Annotated in this window: 14 protein-coding genes, 2 pseudogenes and 1 riboswitch; of the genes and pseudogenes, 10 read left to right on the plus strand and 6 right to left on the minus strand. The window is 64.3% G+C overall.

The window, feature by feature from the left end:
* Positions 1–132 precede the first annotated feature (132 nt).
* The 3 genes from P9230_RS03335 to P9230_RS03345 form a co-directional block, all read right to left on the minus strand.
* Positions 133–930, minus strand: coding sequence for a CbtA family protein (locus P9230_RS03335; protein WP_095801970.1), 798 nt, complete (start codon positions 928–930; stop codon positions 133–135).
* Positions 931–945: 15 nt separating this feature from the next.
* The gene (locus P9230_RS03340; RefSeq protein WP_278117426.1) at positions 946–1,125 is read right to left on the minus strand and encodes a CbtB domain-containing protein; all 180 of its coding nucleotides are present in this window, start codon (positions 1,123–1,125) and stop codon (positions 946–948) included.
* A 36-nt stretch (positions 1,126–1,161) separates the two neighbouring features.
* Positions 1,162–1,360, minus strand: a riboswitch (cobalamin riboswitch).
* A gap of 70 nt (positions 1,361–1,430) precedes the next feature.
* A complete protein-coding gene (locus tag P9230_RS03345; protein ID WP_278117428.1) occupies positions 1,431–2,117 on the minus strand; it encodes a gamma-glutamylcyclotransferase in 687 nt (228 codons plus the stop codon).
* Positions 2,118–2,258: 141 nt separating this feature from the next.
* Here P9230_RS03345 and P9230_RS03350 point away from each other — a divergent pair, with 141 nt between their 5' ends.
* Positions 2,259–3,458: an aromatic ring-hydroxylating dioxygenase subunit alpha gene (locus P9230_RS03350; protein ID WP_278117430.1), complete on the plus strand. Its 1,200-nt coding sequence runs from the start codon at positions 2,259–2,261 to the stop codon at positions 3,456–3,458.
* Here P9230_RS03350 and P9230_RS03360 read toward each other — a convergent pair.
* A pseudogene (locus P9230_RS03360) lies at positions 3,427–4,625 on the minus strand (MFS transporter). The gene P9230_RS03350 and the pseudogene P9230_RS03360 sit on opposite strands and share 32 nt — an antisense overlap.
* 226 nt (positions 4,626–4,851) lie before the next feature.
* Between P9230_RS03360 and P9230_RS03365 the strand changes: the two are divergent.
* Positions 4,852–5,853, plus strand: coding sequence for a DUF1624 domain-containing protein (locus P9230_RS03365; RefSeq protein ID WP_278117434.1), 1,002 nt, complete (start codon positions 4,852–4,854; stop codon positions 5,851–5,853).
* Positions 5,850–6,329 carry an isoprenylcysteine carboxylmethyltransferase family protein gene (locus P9230_RS03370; RefSeq protein WP_066999543.1) on the plus strand — a complete coding sequence of 160 codons (480 nt, stop codon included), beginning with the start codon at positions 5,850–5,852 and terminating at the stop codon, positions 6,327–6,329. The genes P9230_RS03365 and P9230_RS03370 overlap by 4 nt, the downstream gene beginning before the upstream one ends.
* A gap of 144 nt (positions 6,330–6,473) precedes the next feature.
* Here the strand turns inward: P9230_RS03370 and P9230_RS03375 are convergent, their stop codons facing one another.
* Both P9230_RS03375 and mgtE read right to left on the minus strand, forming a co-directional pair.
* Positions 6,474–6,860 (minus strand): MerR family DNA-binding transcriptional regulator, encoded by a 387-nt coding sequence (locus tag P9230_RS03375; protein ID WP_040969921.1) that lies wholly within the window; start codon positions 6,858–6,860, stop codon positions 6,474–6,476.
* A gap of 144 nt (positions 6,861–7,004) precedes the next feature.
* Positions 7,005–8,423, minus strand: a complete 1,419-nt coding sequence (gene mgtE, locus P9230_RS03380; protein ID WP_278117436.1) for a magnesium transporter — start codon at positions 8,421–8,423, stop codon at positions 7,005–7,007.
* A 391-nt stretch (positions 8,424–8,814) separates the two neighbouring features.
* Between mgtE and P9230_RS03385 the strand changes: the two genes are divergently transcribed.
* The 7 genes and pseudogenes from P9230_RS03385 to P9230_RS03415 all read left to right on the plus strand — a co-directional run bounded on the left by P9230_RS03385 (position 8,815) and on the right by P9230_RS03415 (position 17,289).
* Positions 8,815–9,438: a response regulator transcription factor gene (locus tag P9230_RS03385; protein ID WP_095829713.1), complete on the plus strand. Its 624-nt coding sequence runs from the start codon at positions 8,815–8,817 to the stop codon at positions 9,436–9,438.
* 122 nt (positions 9,439–9,560) lie between these two features.
* Entirely contained in the window at positions 9,561–10,751 is a 1,191-nt protein-coding gene (locus P9230_RS03390; RefSeq protein ID WP_278117439.1) for an aminotransferase class V-fold PLP-dependent enzyme, read from the plus strand.
* A gap of 10 nt (positions 10,752–10,761) precedes the next feature.
* On the plus strand, positions 10,762–11,724 hold the full coding sequence (locus P9230_RS03395; protein WP_095825700.1) for a CoA ester lyase: 963 nt from the start codon (positions 10,762–10,764) through the stop codon (positions 11,722–11,724).
* A 17-nt stretch (positions 11,725–11,741) separates the two neighbouring features.
* On the plus strand, positions 11,742–12,929 hold the full coding sequence (locus P9230_RS03400; protein WP_067001218.1) for a malate--CoA ligase subunit beta: 1,188 nt from the start codon (positions 11,742–11,744) through the stop codon (positions 12,927–12,929).
* 13 nt (positions 12,930–12,942) lie between these two features.
* Complete coding sequence (sucD, locus tag P9230_RS03405) at positions 12,943–13,842, plus strand: succinate--CoA ligase subunit alpha (RefSeq protein ID WP_278117441.1); 900 nt, start codon at positions 12,943–12,945, stop codon at positions 13,840–13,842.
* 88 nt (positions 13,843–13,930) lie between these two features.
* Positions 13,931–14,899 carry a D-glycerate dehydrogenase gene (locus P9230_RS03410; protein WP_278087718.1) on the plus strand — a complete coding sequence of 323 codons (969 nt, stop codon included), beginning with the start codon at positions 13,931–13,933 and terminating at the stop codon, positions 14,897–14,899.
* A gap of 117 nt (positions 14,900–15,016) precedes the next feature.
* Positions 15,017–17,289: pseudogene (locus tag P9230_RS03415) on the plus strand (phosphoenolpyruvate carboxylase).
* The last annotated feature ends 19 nt before the right edge of the window (positions 17,290–17,308 follow it).

Consider the following 17,308-nt stretch of genomic DNA (forward strand, 5'->3'; position numbering starts at 1 on the left):
CCCTCCCCCCCGCGCGGGGGGGCGCCCCCCCCCCCCCGGGGCCCGGCCCGCCCCCCCCCCCCCCCCCGGCCCGCCGCGCCGGCCCGCCCCCCCCCACCGCCGATGATGAAGGTCAGATGGCCCTCCGCGCGATCAGGCAAAGCTGTCGCGCAGGCTGGTCGACGTACCGGTGAAGCGGCCGCGCACCACACCGACGGCCGCACCGAGCACCAGCCAGAAGACCAGATCGGTGAGGGTCACCGCCACCACGAACTGATGGTGCAGCCCCTCGGGAATCGCCGTCTCGAAGCTGACGGGCTGCGGCGCGCCGACTACGTGCGGAGCGACGATCAGCACGACCGCCAGAATTGCCAAGGGCAGCGACTTGCGAAAGGCGATCAATCCAAGGCCGACCGCGGTTGCGGCCACCGTCGAAATCCACCAGATCTGGCGCGGCAGAAGTTCCGCCGCCGGCATGGCCGGCAGTTCCGGCGGCAGGCCGAGGCCGGGCGCGAGCGTGAAAACCGCAAAGCCGGCAAGGCCCCAGAACACGCCCTGGCGCCAGCTGCCGATGCCACCGGCGAATTCCGAGACCGCGACCAGAATCAGCGCGAAGCCGATGCCGGTGACGATGTTTGCGACAACGTTGAAGGCGAAGCGCTCGAAGCCGTCGGCCGGAGCCCAGCCCTCGTCCTCGGTCGGAGCCGCCGCTTCCGTCGACGCAGGAGCGGCGCTGCTCATCGCATTGCCCGCCGGTTCGGCCGAGCTCATGGCAGCGCTAGTTCCAGTGTTGGCGGCATGGTCGTGGTGATGACCGCCGCCCGCCTTTTCATAGACTTCCGCTTTGAGGATCAGCGGCACGGTCGCATAGGCCTGCATGCAGGCAAGCGCGATGCCCGCCACGAGCCCTGCGATCGCCGCGACGAACACGACGTTGCGAAACAGATTCATGATATCGGGCCTTCGTCAGTGGCAGGGAAAAGCCATCGAGTGACGATAGTCGTGGGCAGCGTTGTGGACCGCATCGATGTGCGAGAAGCCGACAAAACCGACGACGAAAATGCCGAGCAGCGCGGCGAGAGCCAGCTGCATGATGCGCAACTGCGAGGAGACGGAGGCGCCGAGGGCGACGGAAGCGGTATTCATGTCTTGTCCTTTCGCCCTCCACCCGAGGGCATCGAAGTCAACTTTCCTGTCGCCGGCAGGTCTCCTGGCTCGCGGATTCGCACCCTTCCCCACCTTCCCGAGGACAAACCTCAGTGGTCTATGGAGAGGACTACCGCACACAGTTGCGGGGGCAGCCACGGCTTAGGGCAAAGACTCCACCCTCACCGCATTCCCTCTTGGCTCCAAAAACGGAACCGACGACGCCAGCGACTATAGGCAGAATCGTCGCGACCGGCAAACCAAATTCCGTCACGCCGCAGCGTGATTGCGGCACCGGTTTCGGACTAAGATCCGGCGATCCGCTCGGCGACGAGCTGCTGCAATCGCCACAAATGGCGGTCGTGAATACCGCGCTGTTCGAGGTTCTTCACCGTGTTGTAGAGATAGTCGGCGCCTGAACCCCAGTGGCCACACGAGGTCGCCAGCCTTTCGACCACCTCGTCTTCGTTGAGTGGGCCGGCATAGGTCGTGCCTTTGCGATTGATGACGAAGGCAAGCGCTCTCAACGGCCCCTTGTCGGTTGCGAGTTGCAGCAGGCGCGGTCGGTAGCTGGTCGGCTTCAGCGTCATCTCGCGGCGAAAAAGCCTGTCCAGCGCCTGCCGGCGGTCACCACCGTTCAGGCGGAAAGCAACGCCCTTGCATTGGCCGCCACGATCCAGCGCCATCATCAGGCCGGGCCTTTGCTTGGTGCCGCGCCAGCGCGTCATCTTCATGCAAAAGGAGCGATGCCAGCCGCGTGCCACAGCGACGCGCTCCTCAAAATGCTCGATTTCCGGTTTCCAGATCAGCGAGCCGTAGCCGAACAGCCAGAGAGGCTCGGTTGCAGGTAGCTCGGCCTCGAATGCATCCAGCATGGCTTCATAGTCGCTGTCCACGAGATGCTCGGCATCTGGGTCGGGCCCCGGGTCATCGACCGCGCGAAAACAGCGGGCGACCAGTTCCACGGTCAGCGACATCGTTCTTGCAGGCATACTTTGCAATCCTGGGCAGCCGGCGAAACCGCAGGCGATTACGAAGTGACCTTAAGGGCAGCACCCGGAAGCGACAATGGCCGCGCAATTGACAACGGTCCTGCTCGGGTGTCGGCTGTCGCCAGCCAAGGGGAGCCGCTCATGCAGCCAAATCCTAGCGAACACAGCCGCTACAATGGCCTCACCAGCCTCGAGCCGACATTGCCTGCAGGTGCCTATCGGGAAGCCGACGCTTACCGGCTCGATCTCGAAGCGATCTGGTATCGGAGCTGGCTCATGGTTTGCCGCGAAGCCGATCTCGCGGAACCTCTTGCCTTTCGAACCGCGCGTATCGGCTCGCAGGAGGTCGTCGTGCTGCGCGACGAGACCGGGAGCTTGCGCGCCTTCCACAACACCTGCCGGCATCGCGGCTCGCAGCTCTGCCAGGAAAGCGAAGGGCGGCTGAAGGCAAGGCTGCTCACCTGCCTCTACCACGCCTGGACCTATTCGCTGCGCGGCGATCTCGTCCGTGTCCCATCGAAATCGCTGCCCGAAGGCTTCAACAAGGACAATTATCCGCTCTACCGGGTGGCGCTGTCAGTGTGGCGCGGCCTCGTCTTCATCAATCTCGCAGAGGATCCCGATGGCTCGGCGGAAGCCTCCTTCGACTCCGCCTCCCGCGATCTTTCGAACTGGCCGCTGGAGACGCTCGTCCCCGGGCACCGGCTCATCAAGGTGATGAACTGCAACTGGAAAATCTTCTGGGAGAACTTCAACGAATGCCTGCATTGCCCGGGCGTGCACAAGGACCTGTCGCGGCTGGTGCCGATCTATGGGCGCGGCCTGATGGCGAGGCATGACGATCCGGAATGGGCGCGCTATGCGGATAATGATGCGCCGGAGTTTTCCGGCGGCCTGCGCGCGGGCGCCGAGACCTGGTCGCGCGACGGACGCGTCCATGGGCCGGTCTTTGCCGGGCTGACGCCGGCCGAGCGAGCCGCCGGCCAGACCTACGCTACCTCGCTGCCCTCAATGTTCATCGTCGGCCATGTCGACTATGTCCGCACGGTGCGGTTGACCCCACTCGGGCCGGAGCAGACGGAGCTCACCGCGGAATGGCTGTTCGCGCCCGATGCGCTGGCACAAACCGATATCGACAACATCGTCGCCTTCGGCACCCAGGTGCTGGAGGAGGACGCCGCGATCTGCGAGATCAACCAGAAGGGCCTACACTCGATCCGCCACCAGGCCGGCGTGCTGATGCCCGAGGAGTACGATTTGCGCCGCTTCCACGAGTGGGTGCGTGGGCGCCATGCGGCGTTGCAGCCGATCAAAACGACTTCGGCAGATAGCGCCAAGTGAAGAAGCCGCAGAAGGCGGCCAACAGGCCGAGCGTGACGAACACCGAGCCGAGACCGAAAAAGGAGAGCACCACCGAATAGACCAGCGGCGGCGTCAGTTCGGAAAAATCGAGATAGGTTCGGTAGACAGCCGCCATCTGCGCTCGTTCATAGGAACGCACCGAGCGCATGAAGGCGGTCGAGCCCAGCGCGTCGAGCGCGATGGTGAACAAGGCGCCGCCGAGCAGGAAGGCGGCGGTGAGCAGCGCGCGGCCACGCCGACGCCGCCAGCCACGAAAAGCATCGCCGCCATGGCGAAATAGGCGAAAGCCATGGTCCGACGGCCGCCGAAGCGCTTTCCCGCCCTGCCCCAGAAGATCGCCATGAACAGAAGCGCATTGCCGGCAGAAACCAGCAGCCCGCCGGCAAGCTTGCCCTCGCCCGTGATCACCATGAACAGCGGGCCATAGACGAAGAAGGTCGTCCAGAAACACGAGCGGCCGAAGGCGATCAGCCACGCGAGGCGCAACCGCGGCTGCGCGACGAAGCGGCCGATATTGGCGAGCGGGTTGATCGGACGGCTCTTGCCGGGACGGATCGAAGGGTTGTCGCCCAGCCGATAGGTCCAGAACAACGCCAGCAGCGCCAGCGCGAAAGCCACGACTGCGCCGTGCGCGGCATAGATGCCAAACTGCGTATAGAGGAAAATGCCAAGCGTCGGCCCGCCGGTCCAGGCGAACATCGACCAAGCCATGCGCAGCGATTCCGCCTGCATGAAGTCGGTCTTGCGGATGTGGTCCATGATGTAGAGGTTGAGCGTGATGGACAGCGCGCTCGCCCCCATGACGCGGCACAGCATCCCGGCGAGTTGTCCCGGCAGCGTGTGGGTAACGAAGAACACCGAGCCGATCGCCAGCATCAGGCAGCCGGCCGTGTAGATCCAGCGCCGCGCGAAGCGGCGGATCAGCATCGGCATGAACAGCGTCACCGACAGCCCGAGCAGCGACACGATGGTGTAGAGGATCGAGACGATCTGCTCATTGTGCAGGATCTCGTAGGCCTGAATCGGGATGACGCTGGAGATGGTGGCGCGAGCAAAGGATTCGACCGCATAGAGCGAAGCGAAGGTGCGCGCATCGGCGGGCCTGAGAGCCGGAAGCCAGATCGGATGGCGCACATGGGTGGACATCGGCCCTCCGAAAAGTGAATCGCTCGCCAAATCTGGCCGGACCAGTAGCGGACCGGTAGCAGGAAACCGACTCCGAGAGGCCGAAAAGCGAAGCCGGCCAAAGGCTTTCCGCCGCTGGCCTAAAGCGGCTTGCCATGCCGCCGGAATGGCAACAGCCGATCCACCCTCTGTTGTTCGCCCGAACCGTGATAGTCGTTTGGCACGACTGAATCGGATTGCGAGATCAATGACCCTTCAGACGACCGGCGTCGCCGTTCAAGACGCGCCGAAACACGGCCGCATCGTCGCCATCGACGTCCTGCGCGGCATCGCGCTGATCGCGATGGCGAGCTATCATTTCACCTGGGATCTCGAAAACTTCGGCTACACCTCGCCGGGCCTCACCGCCTTCGGTTGGTGGAAGCTCTACGCCCGCTGCATCGCCTCGACTTTTCTGTTCCTGGTCGGTGTCAGCCTTTTCCTCGCACATGGCCGCCATATCCGTTGGCCTGGCTTCTGGAAGCGCTTTGCGATGGTTGCGGGTGCGGCGATCGCCATCTCGGTCGTCACCTATATCGCCACGCCGGACGGCTTCATCTTCTTCGGCATCCTGCACGAGATCGCGCTGGCAAGCCTGCTCGGCCTGGCTTTTCTCAGGCTGCCGACATTGCTGACGGCGATCGTCGCCGCGGCCGTGATTGCGGCGCCTTATTATCTGCGGTCGGAAGTCTTCGACCATCCGGCGCTGTGGTGGGTCGGGCTGTCGCCGACCAACCCGCGCTCGAACGACTATGTGCCGCTGTTTCCCTGGTTCGGCGCAGTGCTTGCCGGCATCGCGGTCGTCAAGCTCGCTTCGGCATCCGGGCTTCTCGCCCGGCTGGCGACCTGGATGCCCGGACGCTGGTCGAACCCGCTGACTTTCATCGGCCGGCACAGCCTCGCCTTCTATCTCATCCACCAGCCGCTTCTGTTCGGCTCGGTGTGGCTGTTCTCGCAGGTGATGCCGGCCGCGCCACAAGACAAGGACGCTGGTTTCCTGTCGGCTTGCCAGACGCAGTGCGAACAGCAGCGGGACAGCAAGTTCTGTTCCAGCTATTGTGGCTGCATGCTGGACACGCTGAAGGGCGAAGCGTCTCTCGACAAGCTCTACAGCAACGACCAGTCCAGCGCCTGGAAATCGCATCTGGCCTATCTGGCGAGCACCTGCACCGCCGGGACCGAGGACGAAATGGAGGGAGGGCAGCAATGACCGGTATCGCAAAGCCCGGACACGGGATCATTCCCTGGCCGCCTGTGATCTATGTCGTCGCGATCGCGCTGAGCGTCGTGCTCGGCATGCTCTACCCGCTGCCCTGGATCGGGGATATATTCGGCGCTATCCTCGTCGGCGCCGGCTGGGTAGCGCTCTTTGGCGTGGCAGCGCTCTGGGTTACCGCGATCCGCTCCATGGTGCGCGCCAGGACGACGCTCAATCCCAATGCCGAGCCCGACCATCTGGTGACATCGGGGCCCTTCGGCATCACCCGCAACCCGATGTATCTTGCCAATACGCTGCTGTTGATCGGCGTCTCCTTCATCACCGGCATCGTATGGTTCCTGCTGTTCGCCTTCCTCGCTGCCTTCGCGACGCAGAAAATGGCGATCGAGAAGGAGGAAAAGATACTGGCGGCAAAGTTCGGCAAGAAATACCGCGATTACGCCAAGCGGGTCCGGCGCTGGATCTGAGGCTGTATCGACAATGAAGGTTGCTGGGTGCGAGCAGGCCCCGCACCTCTTTAGCAGAAGCATCCGCCACGAAGTTCGAAAGCTCCGGCCAATCTCGAACGTCTGCGACGGTTAGCCTAGCTGAATTCTTTGGCTGTCAGCGGGCTACGTGTTCACGCCCAGCTCCGCCAACCGCTCCACGCAGGACTCCTCGGCCTGGTCGAGCTCGGCAAGCGTCTCCTCGAGGTCGCGCCGTTTCTGGCGCAGGTCCTCGCGCTTTTCCTCGATGCGCTTGATCATCAGCTTGAGCTGGCCGACCTCGCCGGGCGGTTCCTTGTACATCTGGATGATTTCGCGGATCTCGGCGATCGAGAAGCCGAGCCGCTTGCCGCGCATGATCTGGCGGATCAGATGCCGGTCGGACGGGCGAAACAGCCGCGTGCGCCCGCGCCGGATCGGCTGCACCAGCCCCTCGTCCTCATAGAACCGCAACGTCCGGGTGGACACGTCGAATTCGCGCGTCAGCTCTGTGATCGTGTAATATTCCCGCATTCTCGCTCCCACGCCCAAACGTCCAGGCATCGCCACGCAGAAGCGTCGCCCTTTCTCCGATCAACCCCGTCTGTGCCGGAATCGGCATCTGACCCCAGGCCAACGTCGCACGGCATTTACGTAAAAGTCAATTATAGCACTGTCTCAGGGAACGCCAAACCACCACGTGGCCAATCCGAGGAATGCAAAGAAGCCGACGCAGTCGGTGACCGTCGTGACGAAGACGGCGGAGGCTACCGCCGGGTCGATCTTGAAGCGGTCGAGCAGCAGCGGGATGAGAATGCCTGCCAGGGCCGCCGCGAACATGTTGATGATCATCGCCGCCGCAATAATGCCGCCCAGGTTGGGGTCGTGGAACCACAGTCCAGCAACCATGCCGATCAGCACCGCAAAGACGATGCCGTTGATGAAGCCCACTCCCACCTCACGGCGGATGATCCGGGCGGCGTTGTAGATGTCCAGATCCCTGGTCGCCAGCGCCCGCACCGTGACGGTCATCGTCTGCGAGCCGGCATTGCCGCCCATGCCGGCAACGATCGGCATCAGCACAGCAAGCGCCACGATATGCTCGATGGTCTGGTCGAACAGGCCAATCACCGAGGCCGCGAGAAACGCCGTGACCAGATTGACGAGCAGCCACGGCACACGCGATCGCGAGGTCGCAAGCACGGTGTCGGATAGCTCTTCGTCGCCGACGCCGCCCATGCGCAGAAGGTCCTCCTCTGCCTCCTGCTGGATGACGTCGACCACGTCGTCGATGGTGAGCACGCCGACCAGACGCTCGTTCTCGTCGACCACGGCGGCCGAGAGCAGGTCGTACTGCTCGAATTCCCGCGCCGCCTCTTCCTGGTCCATGGTGGCGGGGATGGCATGGCGCGTCTCATGCATCACCTCCTCGACCTTCACCGCGCGCTTGGTGCGCAGGATCTGGTCGAGATCGATGGTACCGAGCAGTTTGAAGCTCGGGTCGATGACGAAGATCTGGCTGAAGCGATCGGGAAGGTTCTTGTCCTCGCGCATGTAGTCGATCGTCTGGCCGATGGTCCAAAACGGCGGCACGGCGACGAACTCGGTCTGCATGCGCCGGCCGGCCGTCTCTTCCGGATAGTCGAGCGCGCGCCGCAGCCGGATGCGCTCGGTGAACGGCAGTTGCGACAGGATCTCGTCCTGGTCCTCCTGGTCGAGGTCTTCCAGGATGTAGACGGCGTCGTCGGAATCGAGTTCCTGCACCGCCTGCGCGATCTGTTCGTTGGGCAAATTGTCGACGATGTCGAGCCGGATCGCCTCATCGACCTCTGTCAGCGCCGAAAAGTCGAAATCCGAGCCAAGCAATTCGACCAGCGCGCGGCGCTGCTCGGGATGGAGTGCTTCCAGCAGATCGCCGAGTTCCGACTGATGCAGGTCGTCGACTTCGCGTTTTAAGATGAGCGTGTCGCGATCGGCGATGGCCGCGCCGATCTGCGCAAGGAAGGCAGAACGGACGGCGCCGTCCTCGCCATAGATGTCGGCGCCGCCTTCCTCGACGGTCCTGGCGCCGGTCGTCTCTCTGTCCTGGCCTTCCACCAGCGCCTCCCGCCAACAGCAATCCGGAAAGGGTGTGAATCAGGTCTAGAGCATGAGCCCGAAAAGTGGAAACCGCATTTCGGGAAATCCGATGCTTATGCGGCAGATAGGGTCGAGACACGATTCGTCCTGAGAAAATATAGCCGTAGCGCGCGGAATATTCAGAGAAATGTCCCCGCGACGCCTCCCGGTAAAGGCGGGTCGCGCCGCATTTGCGGGTTCAGCCGCCGCGACAGCGCATGTCGCTGCGGAAAGAGCGCCCTTTTGCTGTTGGGGCAGAATTGCCATGATGCAGGTCCAGGTGGATCGGCAAGCGCGAGATCGACAGGACAATCGGCAGGCCTTGAACCTCAAGTCCCGGAAAACGAACGAAGCAGTTGGCGAGCAGCGCGTGCGTGTTATCGTCGCCGAGCGCAATCCGCTTGTCGTATCTGCGCTTCGCGAGATGCTGGAATGCGACGGGCGTTTCGAGCTGTTGAGCTCCGTGCCGAGCGGCAAGCAATTCTTGGAATTGGCGGCGAACACCGGGTTCGACGTCGCCGTCATCGGCTGGAAGCTCGCCGACATGGATGGCGCCGATGTCCTGGCGGAAGTCCAGATCCGCAAGCTCGACCTGCGCATCACGGTCTTTTCCAATGATCATGACATCGGCATCCTGAAGCAGTGCGTGCGGCTCGGCGCCCAGGGCTATTGCTTTCAGTTCGACGATCCCTCGATCATATTCGAGACGATCCTGGCGGTCGCGCATGGGCGCATCTGCATCCCTTACATCGACATCAACAAGGTCAACGATACGCCGCTGTCGCAACTCACCGTGCGTGAGCGCGAATTGCTTGCGGTGCTTTCCGACGGCTGGACCAATCTCCAGATCGCGACCCGCACCGGGATCTCCGAGAACACGGTGAAGTACCATCTCAAAAATCTTTACGACAAGCTCGATGTGCGCAACCGCGCCATGGCTGTCGCGCTCTATGCCAACGAGAGGAGACGCGGCTCCAAATCGCCTTTCGGGTAGGCGGATCGGGTAGGCTCGACCTACCCGCGCGTGGCGACAACTTACCCGGCAAGGTGTTGTCGCTCGGCGCCATCGACATGAAACTTCCTCCAGCATCCCAAAAACGCAGGAGGAGTTTGCGCATGGCCGGGTTTACCCATCTTTTCATCCCTGGACCCACCAACATTCCTGAAGAGGTCCGGCAGGCGATGAACCTGCCGATGGAAGACATGCGCGCCGCCTCCTTCCCCAATCTCACGCTCCCGCTGTTCGAGGACATCAAGAAGGTTTTCAAGAACGAGACCGGCCGCGTCTTCATCTATCCGTCGTCCGGCACCGGCGCCTGGGAGGCGGCGATGACCAACGTGCTCAACCCGGGCGACCGGGTGCTTATGTCGCGCTTCGGCCAGTTCTCGCATCTGTGGGTCGACATGGCCGAGCGCCTCGGCTTCGACGTCGACGTCATCGATTGCGAATGGGGAACCGGCGTCCCGCTCGACCTCTATGCCGAAAGGCTGCGGGCGGACAAGGCGCACCAGATCAAGGCGGTCTTCTGCACGCAAAACGAGACCGCCACCGGCGTTACCAGCGACGTCGCCGGCTGTCGCGCGGTGCTCGATGCAGTGAACCACCCAGCGCTCCTCTTCGTCGACGGCGTCTCGTCGATCGGCTCGATCGACTTCCGTCAGGAGGAATGGCGCGTCGATTGCGCGGTAAGCGGCTCGCAGAAAGGTTTCATGCTGCCCGCCGGCCTCGGCTTCCTGTCGGTCAGCAAGAAGGCGCTGGCGGCGTCGCGAGTCGCGACCCACCGGCGCTGCTACTTCTCCTTCGATGACATGATCCGCGCCAACGACGCCGGCTATTTCCCCTACACACCCGCCACGCAGCTGCTGCGCGGCCTGCGCGCCTCGCTCGACCTGATCGCCGAGGAAGGGCTGGACAACATCTTCGCGCGCCACCATCGCCTGGCCGAAGGCGTGCGCAAGGCGGTCGACGCTTGGGGGTTGAAGCTGTGCGCCAAGGCGCCGCAATGGCACTCCGATACGGTGAGCGCGATCCTGGTGCCGGAAGGCATCGACGGCGGCGACGTGGTCAAGCGTGCCTACCGCACCTATCAGACATCGCTCGGCGGCGGCCTCAACAAGGTCTTCGGCAAGGTCTTCCGCATCGGCCATCTCGGCTGGCTGAACGAGGTGATGGTCTGCGCCTCGCTGTCGGCGGCCGAAATGGCGCTGCTTGATTGCGGCGTGCGCCTGGCGCCGGGCTCGGGCGTGGCGGCTGCGATCGAGCATTTCCGGCGCACGGCCGCAATGCCGGTCGCCGAGGCGGCGTGAGGAACGGACGATGAGCCACACCATCAACCACCTCAAGAAGCTCAGGCTCCAGCGCAGCGAGCTGGCGGTTCCCGGCTCCAGCCCGGAAATGATCGACAAGGCGGCGAACAGCGCCGCCGACTTCGTCTTCCTCGACATCGAGGACGCAGTGGCGCCGCCCGACAAGGAGCGCGCGCGCAAGAACATCATCCAGGCGCTGAACGACATCGATTGGCGCGCCAAGGGCAAGACCGTGTCGGTGCGCATCAACGGCCTCGACACCCACTACATGTACCGCGACGTGGTCGACGTCATGGAACAGGCCGGCGACCGGCTGGACACTATCCTAGTGCCGAAGGTCGGCGTGCCGGCGGACCTCTATATGGTCGAGGCCATGGTCAACCAGATCGAGATGGCCAAGGGTTTCAAGACCCGGGTCGGTCTCGAAGCGCTGATCGAAACCGCGCTCGGCATGGCCAATGTCGAGGCGATCGCCGCCACGCCCGGCCGGCTCGAAGCGATGCATTTCGGCGTCGCCGATTACGCCGCCAGCAACAAGGCGCGCACCGTCAACATCGGCGGCCTCAACCCTGACTATCCCGGCGATCAGTGGCATTTCGCCCTGTCGCGCATGACTGTCGCCTGCCGCGCCTATGGCTTGCGCGCCATCGACGGACCGTTCGGCGATTTCTCCGACCCCGAAGGTTTCACAGCAGCCGCCAGGCGCGCCGCCGCACTCGGCATCGAAGGCAAATGGGCGATCCATCCGTCGCAAATCGCTCTGGCCAACGACGTGTTCTCGCCGCCGGAAAAGGAGGTCACCCGCGCTCGCCGCATCCTTGAAGTGCTCAAGGAAGCGGAGGCGCTCGGCAAGGGCGCGGCGGCGCTCGACGGCAAGATGATCGACGCTGCCTCGGAACGCATGGCACGCAATGTTCTGGTGGTGAGCGAGGCGATCGAGCGCGCCAGCCAGGCGCATAGCGCAGCGCATTAGATTACCGGGAGGACAAGATGGACATTCACGAATACCAGGCCAAGGAACTGCTCGCCCGCCACGGCGTGCATGTCCCGCGCGGCGGCCTTGCCTACAGCCCCGAGCAGGCGACCTACCGGGCGCGCGAGATCGGCGGCTCGAAATGGGTGCTGAAGGCGCAGGTCCATTCCGGCGCGCGCGGCAAAGCCGGCGGCATCAAGCTCTGCTCCAACGACGAGGAGATCTCCAACGCCGCCGAGGGAATGCTCGGCCGCAAGCTGGTCACCCAGCAGACCGGCCCGCGCGGCAAGCTGATCTCGCGCCTCTATCTCGAGGAAGCCGTCGACATCGCGCAGGAGCTCTATCTCGGCTTCGTGCTCGACCGCAAGGAAGAGCGCGTCATGATCGTGGCATCGGCCGCCGGCGGCATGGAGATCGAGGACATCTCCGAAAAGAAGCCGGATTCCATCATCCGCGCCACCGTCGATCCGGGCGTCGGCATGCAAGGCTTCCAGGCGCGCGAGATCGCCTTCGGCCTCGGACTTGAAAGCAATCTGATCGGCAAGGCGACCGAGACCATCCTCGGCTGCTACCAGGTGTTCCGCGACTACGACGCCTCGATGCTGGAGATCAATCCGCTGGTGGTGACCCGCGACGGCAGCCTCGTCGCGCTCGACGCCAAAATGTCGTTCGACGAGAACGCGCTGTTCCGCCGCCCGGAAATCTCGGAACTGCGCGACAAGAGCCAGGAAGACCCGCGCGAGACTTTTGCGAGCGATCGCGGTCTCTCCTATGTCGGGCTGGACGGCAATATCGGCTGCATCATCAACGGCGCAGGCCTTGCCATGGCGACGATGGACATGATCAAGATCGCCGGCGGCGAACCGGCCAATTTCCTCGACATCGGCGGCGGCGCTTCGCCCGAGCGGGTGGCGAAATCCTTCCGCGCCGTGCTCGGCGACAAGAATGTCGAGACCATCCTGGTCAACATCTTCGCCGGCATCAACCGGTGTGACTGGGTCGCCGAAGGCGTCATCAAGGCGATCCGCGAGGTCGGCGTCGACGTGCCGCTGGTGGTGCGCCTCTCCGGCACCAAGGTCGAGGAAGGACGCAAGATCCTGGCCGACTCCGGCGAGGCGGTGATCGTCGCCGACACGCTGGCCGAAGCCGCCGAAAAGGCCGTCGCCGCCTGGCGCGAAGCCACCAAGAACAAGAAAGCAGCCTGAGGGAGGTCGAGAAATGGCAATCCTGCTCAACCGCAGCACGCGCGTCATCGTCCAGGGTTTCACCGGCAAGATCGGTAGCTTCCACGCCGACGACATGAAGCGCTACGGCACCAAGCTGGTCGGCGGCGTCACCCCTGGCAAAGGCGGCCAGTCGCATCTCGGCCTGCCCGTCTTCAACACCGTCAAGGGCGCTGTACGCGAGACCCGGGCCGAGGCGAGCATCGTCTTCGTGCCGCCGCCCTTCGCCGCCGATTCGATCATGGAGGCGGCGGACGCCGGCATTAAGCTTTGCGTCTGCATCACCGACGGCATCCCCTCCCAGGACATGATGCAGGTGAAGCGCTACATGCGCCGCTACCGCTTCGAGGACCGCATGCGGCTCGTCGGCCCGAACTGCGCCGGCGTCATCACGCCCGGACAGGCGCTGATGGGCATCATGCCCGGCAGCATTTATCTCCCCGGACGCGTCGGCATCGTCGGGCGCTCGGGCACGCTGGGCTACGAGGCCGCCTCGCAGATGAAGGCGTTGGGCATCGGTGTGTCGACCAGCGTCGGCATCGGCGGCGATCCGATCAATGGTTCGTCCTTCAAGGATATCCTTCAGCTCTTCGAGCGCGACGAGGACACCGACGCCGTGGTGATGATCGGCGAGATCGGCGGACCACAGGAAGCCGAAGCCGCGATCTGGGCGCGCGACAACATGCGAAAGCCGCTGATCGCCTACATCGCCGGACTTTCGGCGCCGAAGGGCCGCCGCATGGGCCATGCCGGCGCCATCATCTCCGCCTTCGGCGAGTCGGCGCAGGAAAAGGTCGAGATCCTGAAAGACGCCGGCGTCGTCATCGTGCCCACGCCTGCCTCCTTCGGCGAGGTCGTGGCCGACACGCTGGCGCGGACCAAGAAGGCGGCGTGACGGCCGGGCGACGGCCGCATATTCCACAAAATGTGAAGTCTGGGCCGCCGTAAACGCCGCGGCGGCCCGTCGATCAGCAGGAAACTCGATGAAACCGCGTTTGATTGTCACCCGCAGATGGCCGGCCGCCGTCGAAGCGATCCTGGCCGAGCGCTTCGACATGACGTTCAACGACAGCGACGAGCCGCTGAGCCCTGCCGCAATGACTTGCGCCTTCGCGCATTTCGACGCGATCCTGGCGACGGTCAGCGACCGCTTGCCGGTTGCGGTGTTCCCCGAGACCGCCGCCCGCACCCGCATCATCGCCAATTTCGGCGTCGGCTTCAGCCATATCGATGTCGCGGCAGCCCGCGACCGCGACATCGTGGTGACCAACACGCCTGGCGTGCTGACGGATTGCACCGCCGACCTTGCGCTTAGCCTGATGCTGGCCGTCGCGCGCCGCACCGGCGAAGGCGAGCGGCAGCTGCGAGCCGGAGAGTGGCGAGGCTGGTCGCCAACCCACATGGCCGGGGCAAAAGTGTCGGGCAAGACCTTGGGTATTGTCGGCATGGGGCGCATCGGCAAAGCGACGGCCAGGCGCGCGCATTTCGGCTTCGGCATGAAGATCGTATTCTTCAACCGGTCGCCGGTCGATGATGACGAGACGCGCGCTATGGGCGCGGAGCAGTTGCCGACTTTGGACGATGTGCTTACGGCATCCGATTTCGTCTCGCTGCACTGTCCGGGCGGAGTGGAAAACCGCCATCTCATCGATGCTCGAAGCCTGGGGTTGATGAAACGCGGCGCCTTCCTGATCAACACCGCGCGCGGCGACGTCGTCGACCAGGATGCCCTGATCGGTGCACTGCAACGGCGCGAGATCGCAGGTGCAGGTCTCGACGTCTTTGCCGACGAGCCCGCCGTTCCGGAAGCGCTGAAGCAGTTGGAGAACGTCGTGCTATTGCCGCATCTCGGCAGCGCGACCGAGGAAACGCGGGTGGCGATGGGCATGAAGGTGGTGGAGAACCTGACCGCCTTCTTCGAAGGCCGCCCCGTCCCCGATCGGGTCGCCTGACAGCCGGCGCCGCCCTCCATTCAAGGCGCTGCTGCAGTTGCAATCGATGCAGCCGAGGAAAGCGGTTTGGAACAGAGCAGACGCATCAAATTTCGCGAGGACGAGCGCAGCCTCCTGTTGCGCCTGCTGCTTCAGGTCGCAAGCGCTCGTGAGCCCGAGGTCGCCGCCGTACTGAGCGGGCGTCGGTCGCTTGTCTCGCTTGCCGCGGAACAATGCATCCCGGCGCTTCAGGCGAGCGGCGTGTGGTTCCAGTTGTTGACGATTGCCGACGAGTTGCTTGCCATGCGGGCGCGGCGCGAACTCGAACAAGGCGCGGGCGCCGACGAGGTGACCGGGTCCTTCGCCAGCGTGGTCGCGCAGATGGCGGCGAACGGCCGCTCGGCGGGGGAAGTCCAGGCCACGCTCGATGAGCTATGTGTCGGGCCGACCATGACCGCGCACCCCACTGAGGCCAAGCGCGTCACGGTGCTGGAGATCCATCGCCGCATCTATCGCAAGTTGACCGAGCTCGACCAGCCGCGCTGGGCGCCGCGCGAACGCGACCTGTTGGTCGCCGATCTGGAAAGCGAGATCGAGCTTCTGTGGATGACGGGCGAGCTGCGACTTGAGCGCCCGACGGTCGAGGGCGAAATCGCCTGGGGCCTGCACTTCTTTCGCGAGGTCATCTTCGAGGCAACGCCGCAGCTCTACGGCAAGCTTCAAGGCGCGTTCGAGCGCCACTATCCGGGAGAGCCGATCAGAATCCCGTCCTTCATGCGCTATGCCTCGTGGATCGGCGGCGACCGCGACGGCAATCCGAATGTGACGGCCGCAGTCACCGCTCATGCCCTGGCCGAATACCGCAATACTGCCGTGGGCTGGTATCTGACGCAGGTGCAGCGGCTGGTGACGGTGCTCAGCGCCAGCTCCAACGTCATCGACCTGCCGCCGGGCTTCAAGCCGGTGCTGCAAGCCGCGCTTGACAAAAGCGGGCAGGCGCAAGCGATTGCCGCCCGCAACCTCGATGAACCGCTTCGCCAATTCGCTTCGGCCATGCTTGACGGCTGGCGGCGACGCGCGACGGCGGCACGGCGGCATATCTCTCGGCGGAGGCGTTTCGTGCCGATCTCAACGCACTGTCTTCCGTTCTCGAAGCGATCGGTGGGCGCGCGGTCGCCAGGCGCTTCGTCCAGCCTCTCATCTGGCAAGCCGGAAGCTTCGGCTTCCGTACGGTCTCGCTCGACATCCGGCAGAACTCCACGGTCGTCAACCGGGTGCTGGCCGAGCTGTTTGCGCTGACAGATCCGGCCGACCCGGTCTCACCCGGCACGCCGCAATGGTCGGCGCACCTCCGCTCAAGCCTCAGCCAGGGCGAGCAACCGAAGATCCACGCAGGCCGGCTCTCGCCTGAGGCGGCCGAACTGCTTTCGACATTCTCTGTCATCGCCAGGCACAATTCGGGCGCGGATGCCGACGCCGTTGGCTCGTTCGTGCTCAGCATGACCCGCTCGGCCGACGACCTGCTCGCGGTGTATCTGCTGGCGCAATATTGCGGACTTTCGACCGCCCCTGGTAGTAGCGGCACGATCAGGCTGCGCATCGTGCCATTGTTCGAGACCATCGCCGATCTGCAGGCCGCTCCTGCCGTCCTGAATGATTTGCTCGGTGTTTCGCTGGCGCGGCGGACTGTGCGCGATTTTGGCGCGCGCCAGGAAATCATGCTTGGCTATTCGGATTCCAACAAGGACGGCGGCTTCCTCGCCTCCAATTGGGAACTGGCGAAAGCACAAAAGCGCCTTGCCGCGATCGGGCGCAAGCACAAGGTCAGGATCAGTTTCTTTCACGGTCGCGGCGGCTCCGTCAGCCGTGGCGGCGCGCCGACCGGCCGGGCGATCGCGGCGCAGCCGGCGGGCACTGTCGCCGGCAGGATGCGGGTAACCGAGCAGGGCGAGGTCGTTTCTTCGAAATTCGCCAATCGCGGCACCGGCCTCAACCAGCTCGAGGTTCTCGCCGCCGGCGTTCTGGCCCACAGTGTCGGATCGCCCGCTGATGTCGGGCCGAAGGAAACGCCGGAGTTCGACGAAGCGCTCGAGGCTCTGGCGGGCATGTCGCAGGCATCCTATGCCCGGTTGATGGCCGAGCCCGGCTTCCTCGATTATTTCAACCAGGCGAGCCCCGTTGCGGAACTGGCGCTGCTGAAGATGGGCTCACGGCCGGATCGCCGTTTCGGCGCCAGCGGCATTGCCGACCTGCGCGCCATTCCATGGGTGTTCGCCTGGAGCCAGAACCGTCATCTGTTGACCGGCTGGTATGGCATCGGCAGCGCGCTGAACGCCTTTGTCACGGTGCGCGGCGAGGCCGGGCGCGAGCTTCTGGCCCGCATGTTCGAGCGCTCGCGCTCTTCCGTCTGATCGTCGACGAGGCCGAGAA

Source organism: Mesorhizobium sp. WSM4887 (genome assembly GCF_029625865.1).
Lineage (GTDB): Bacteria > Pseudomonadota > Alphaproteobacteria > Rhizobiales > Rhizobiaceae > Mesorhizobium.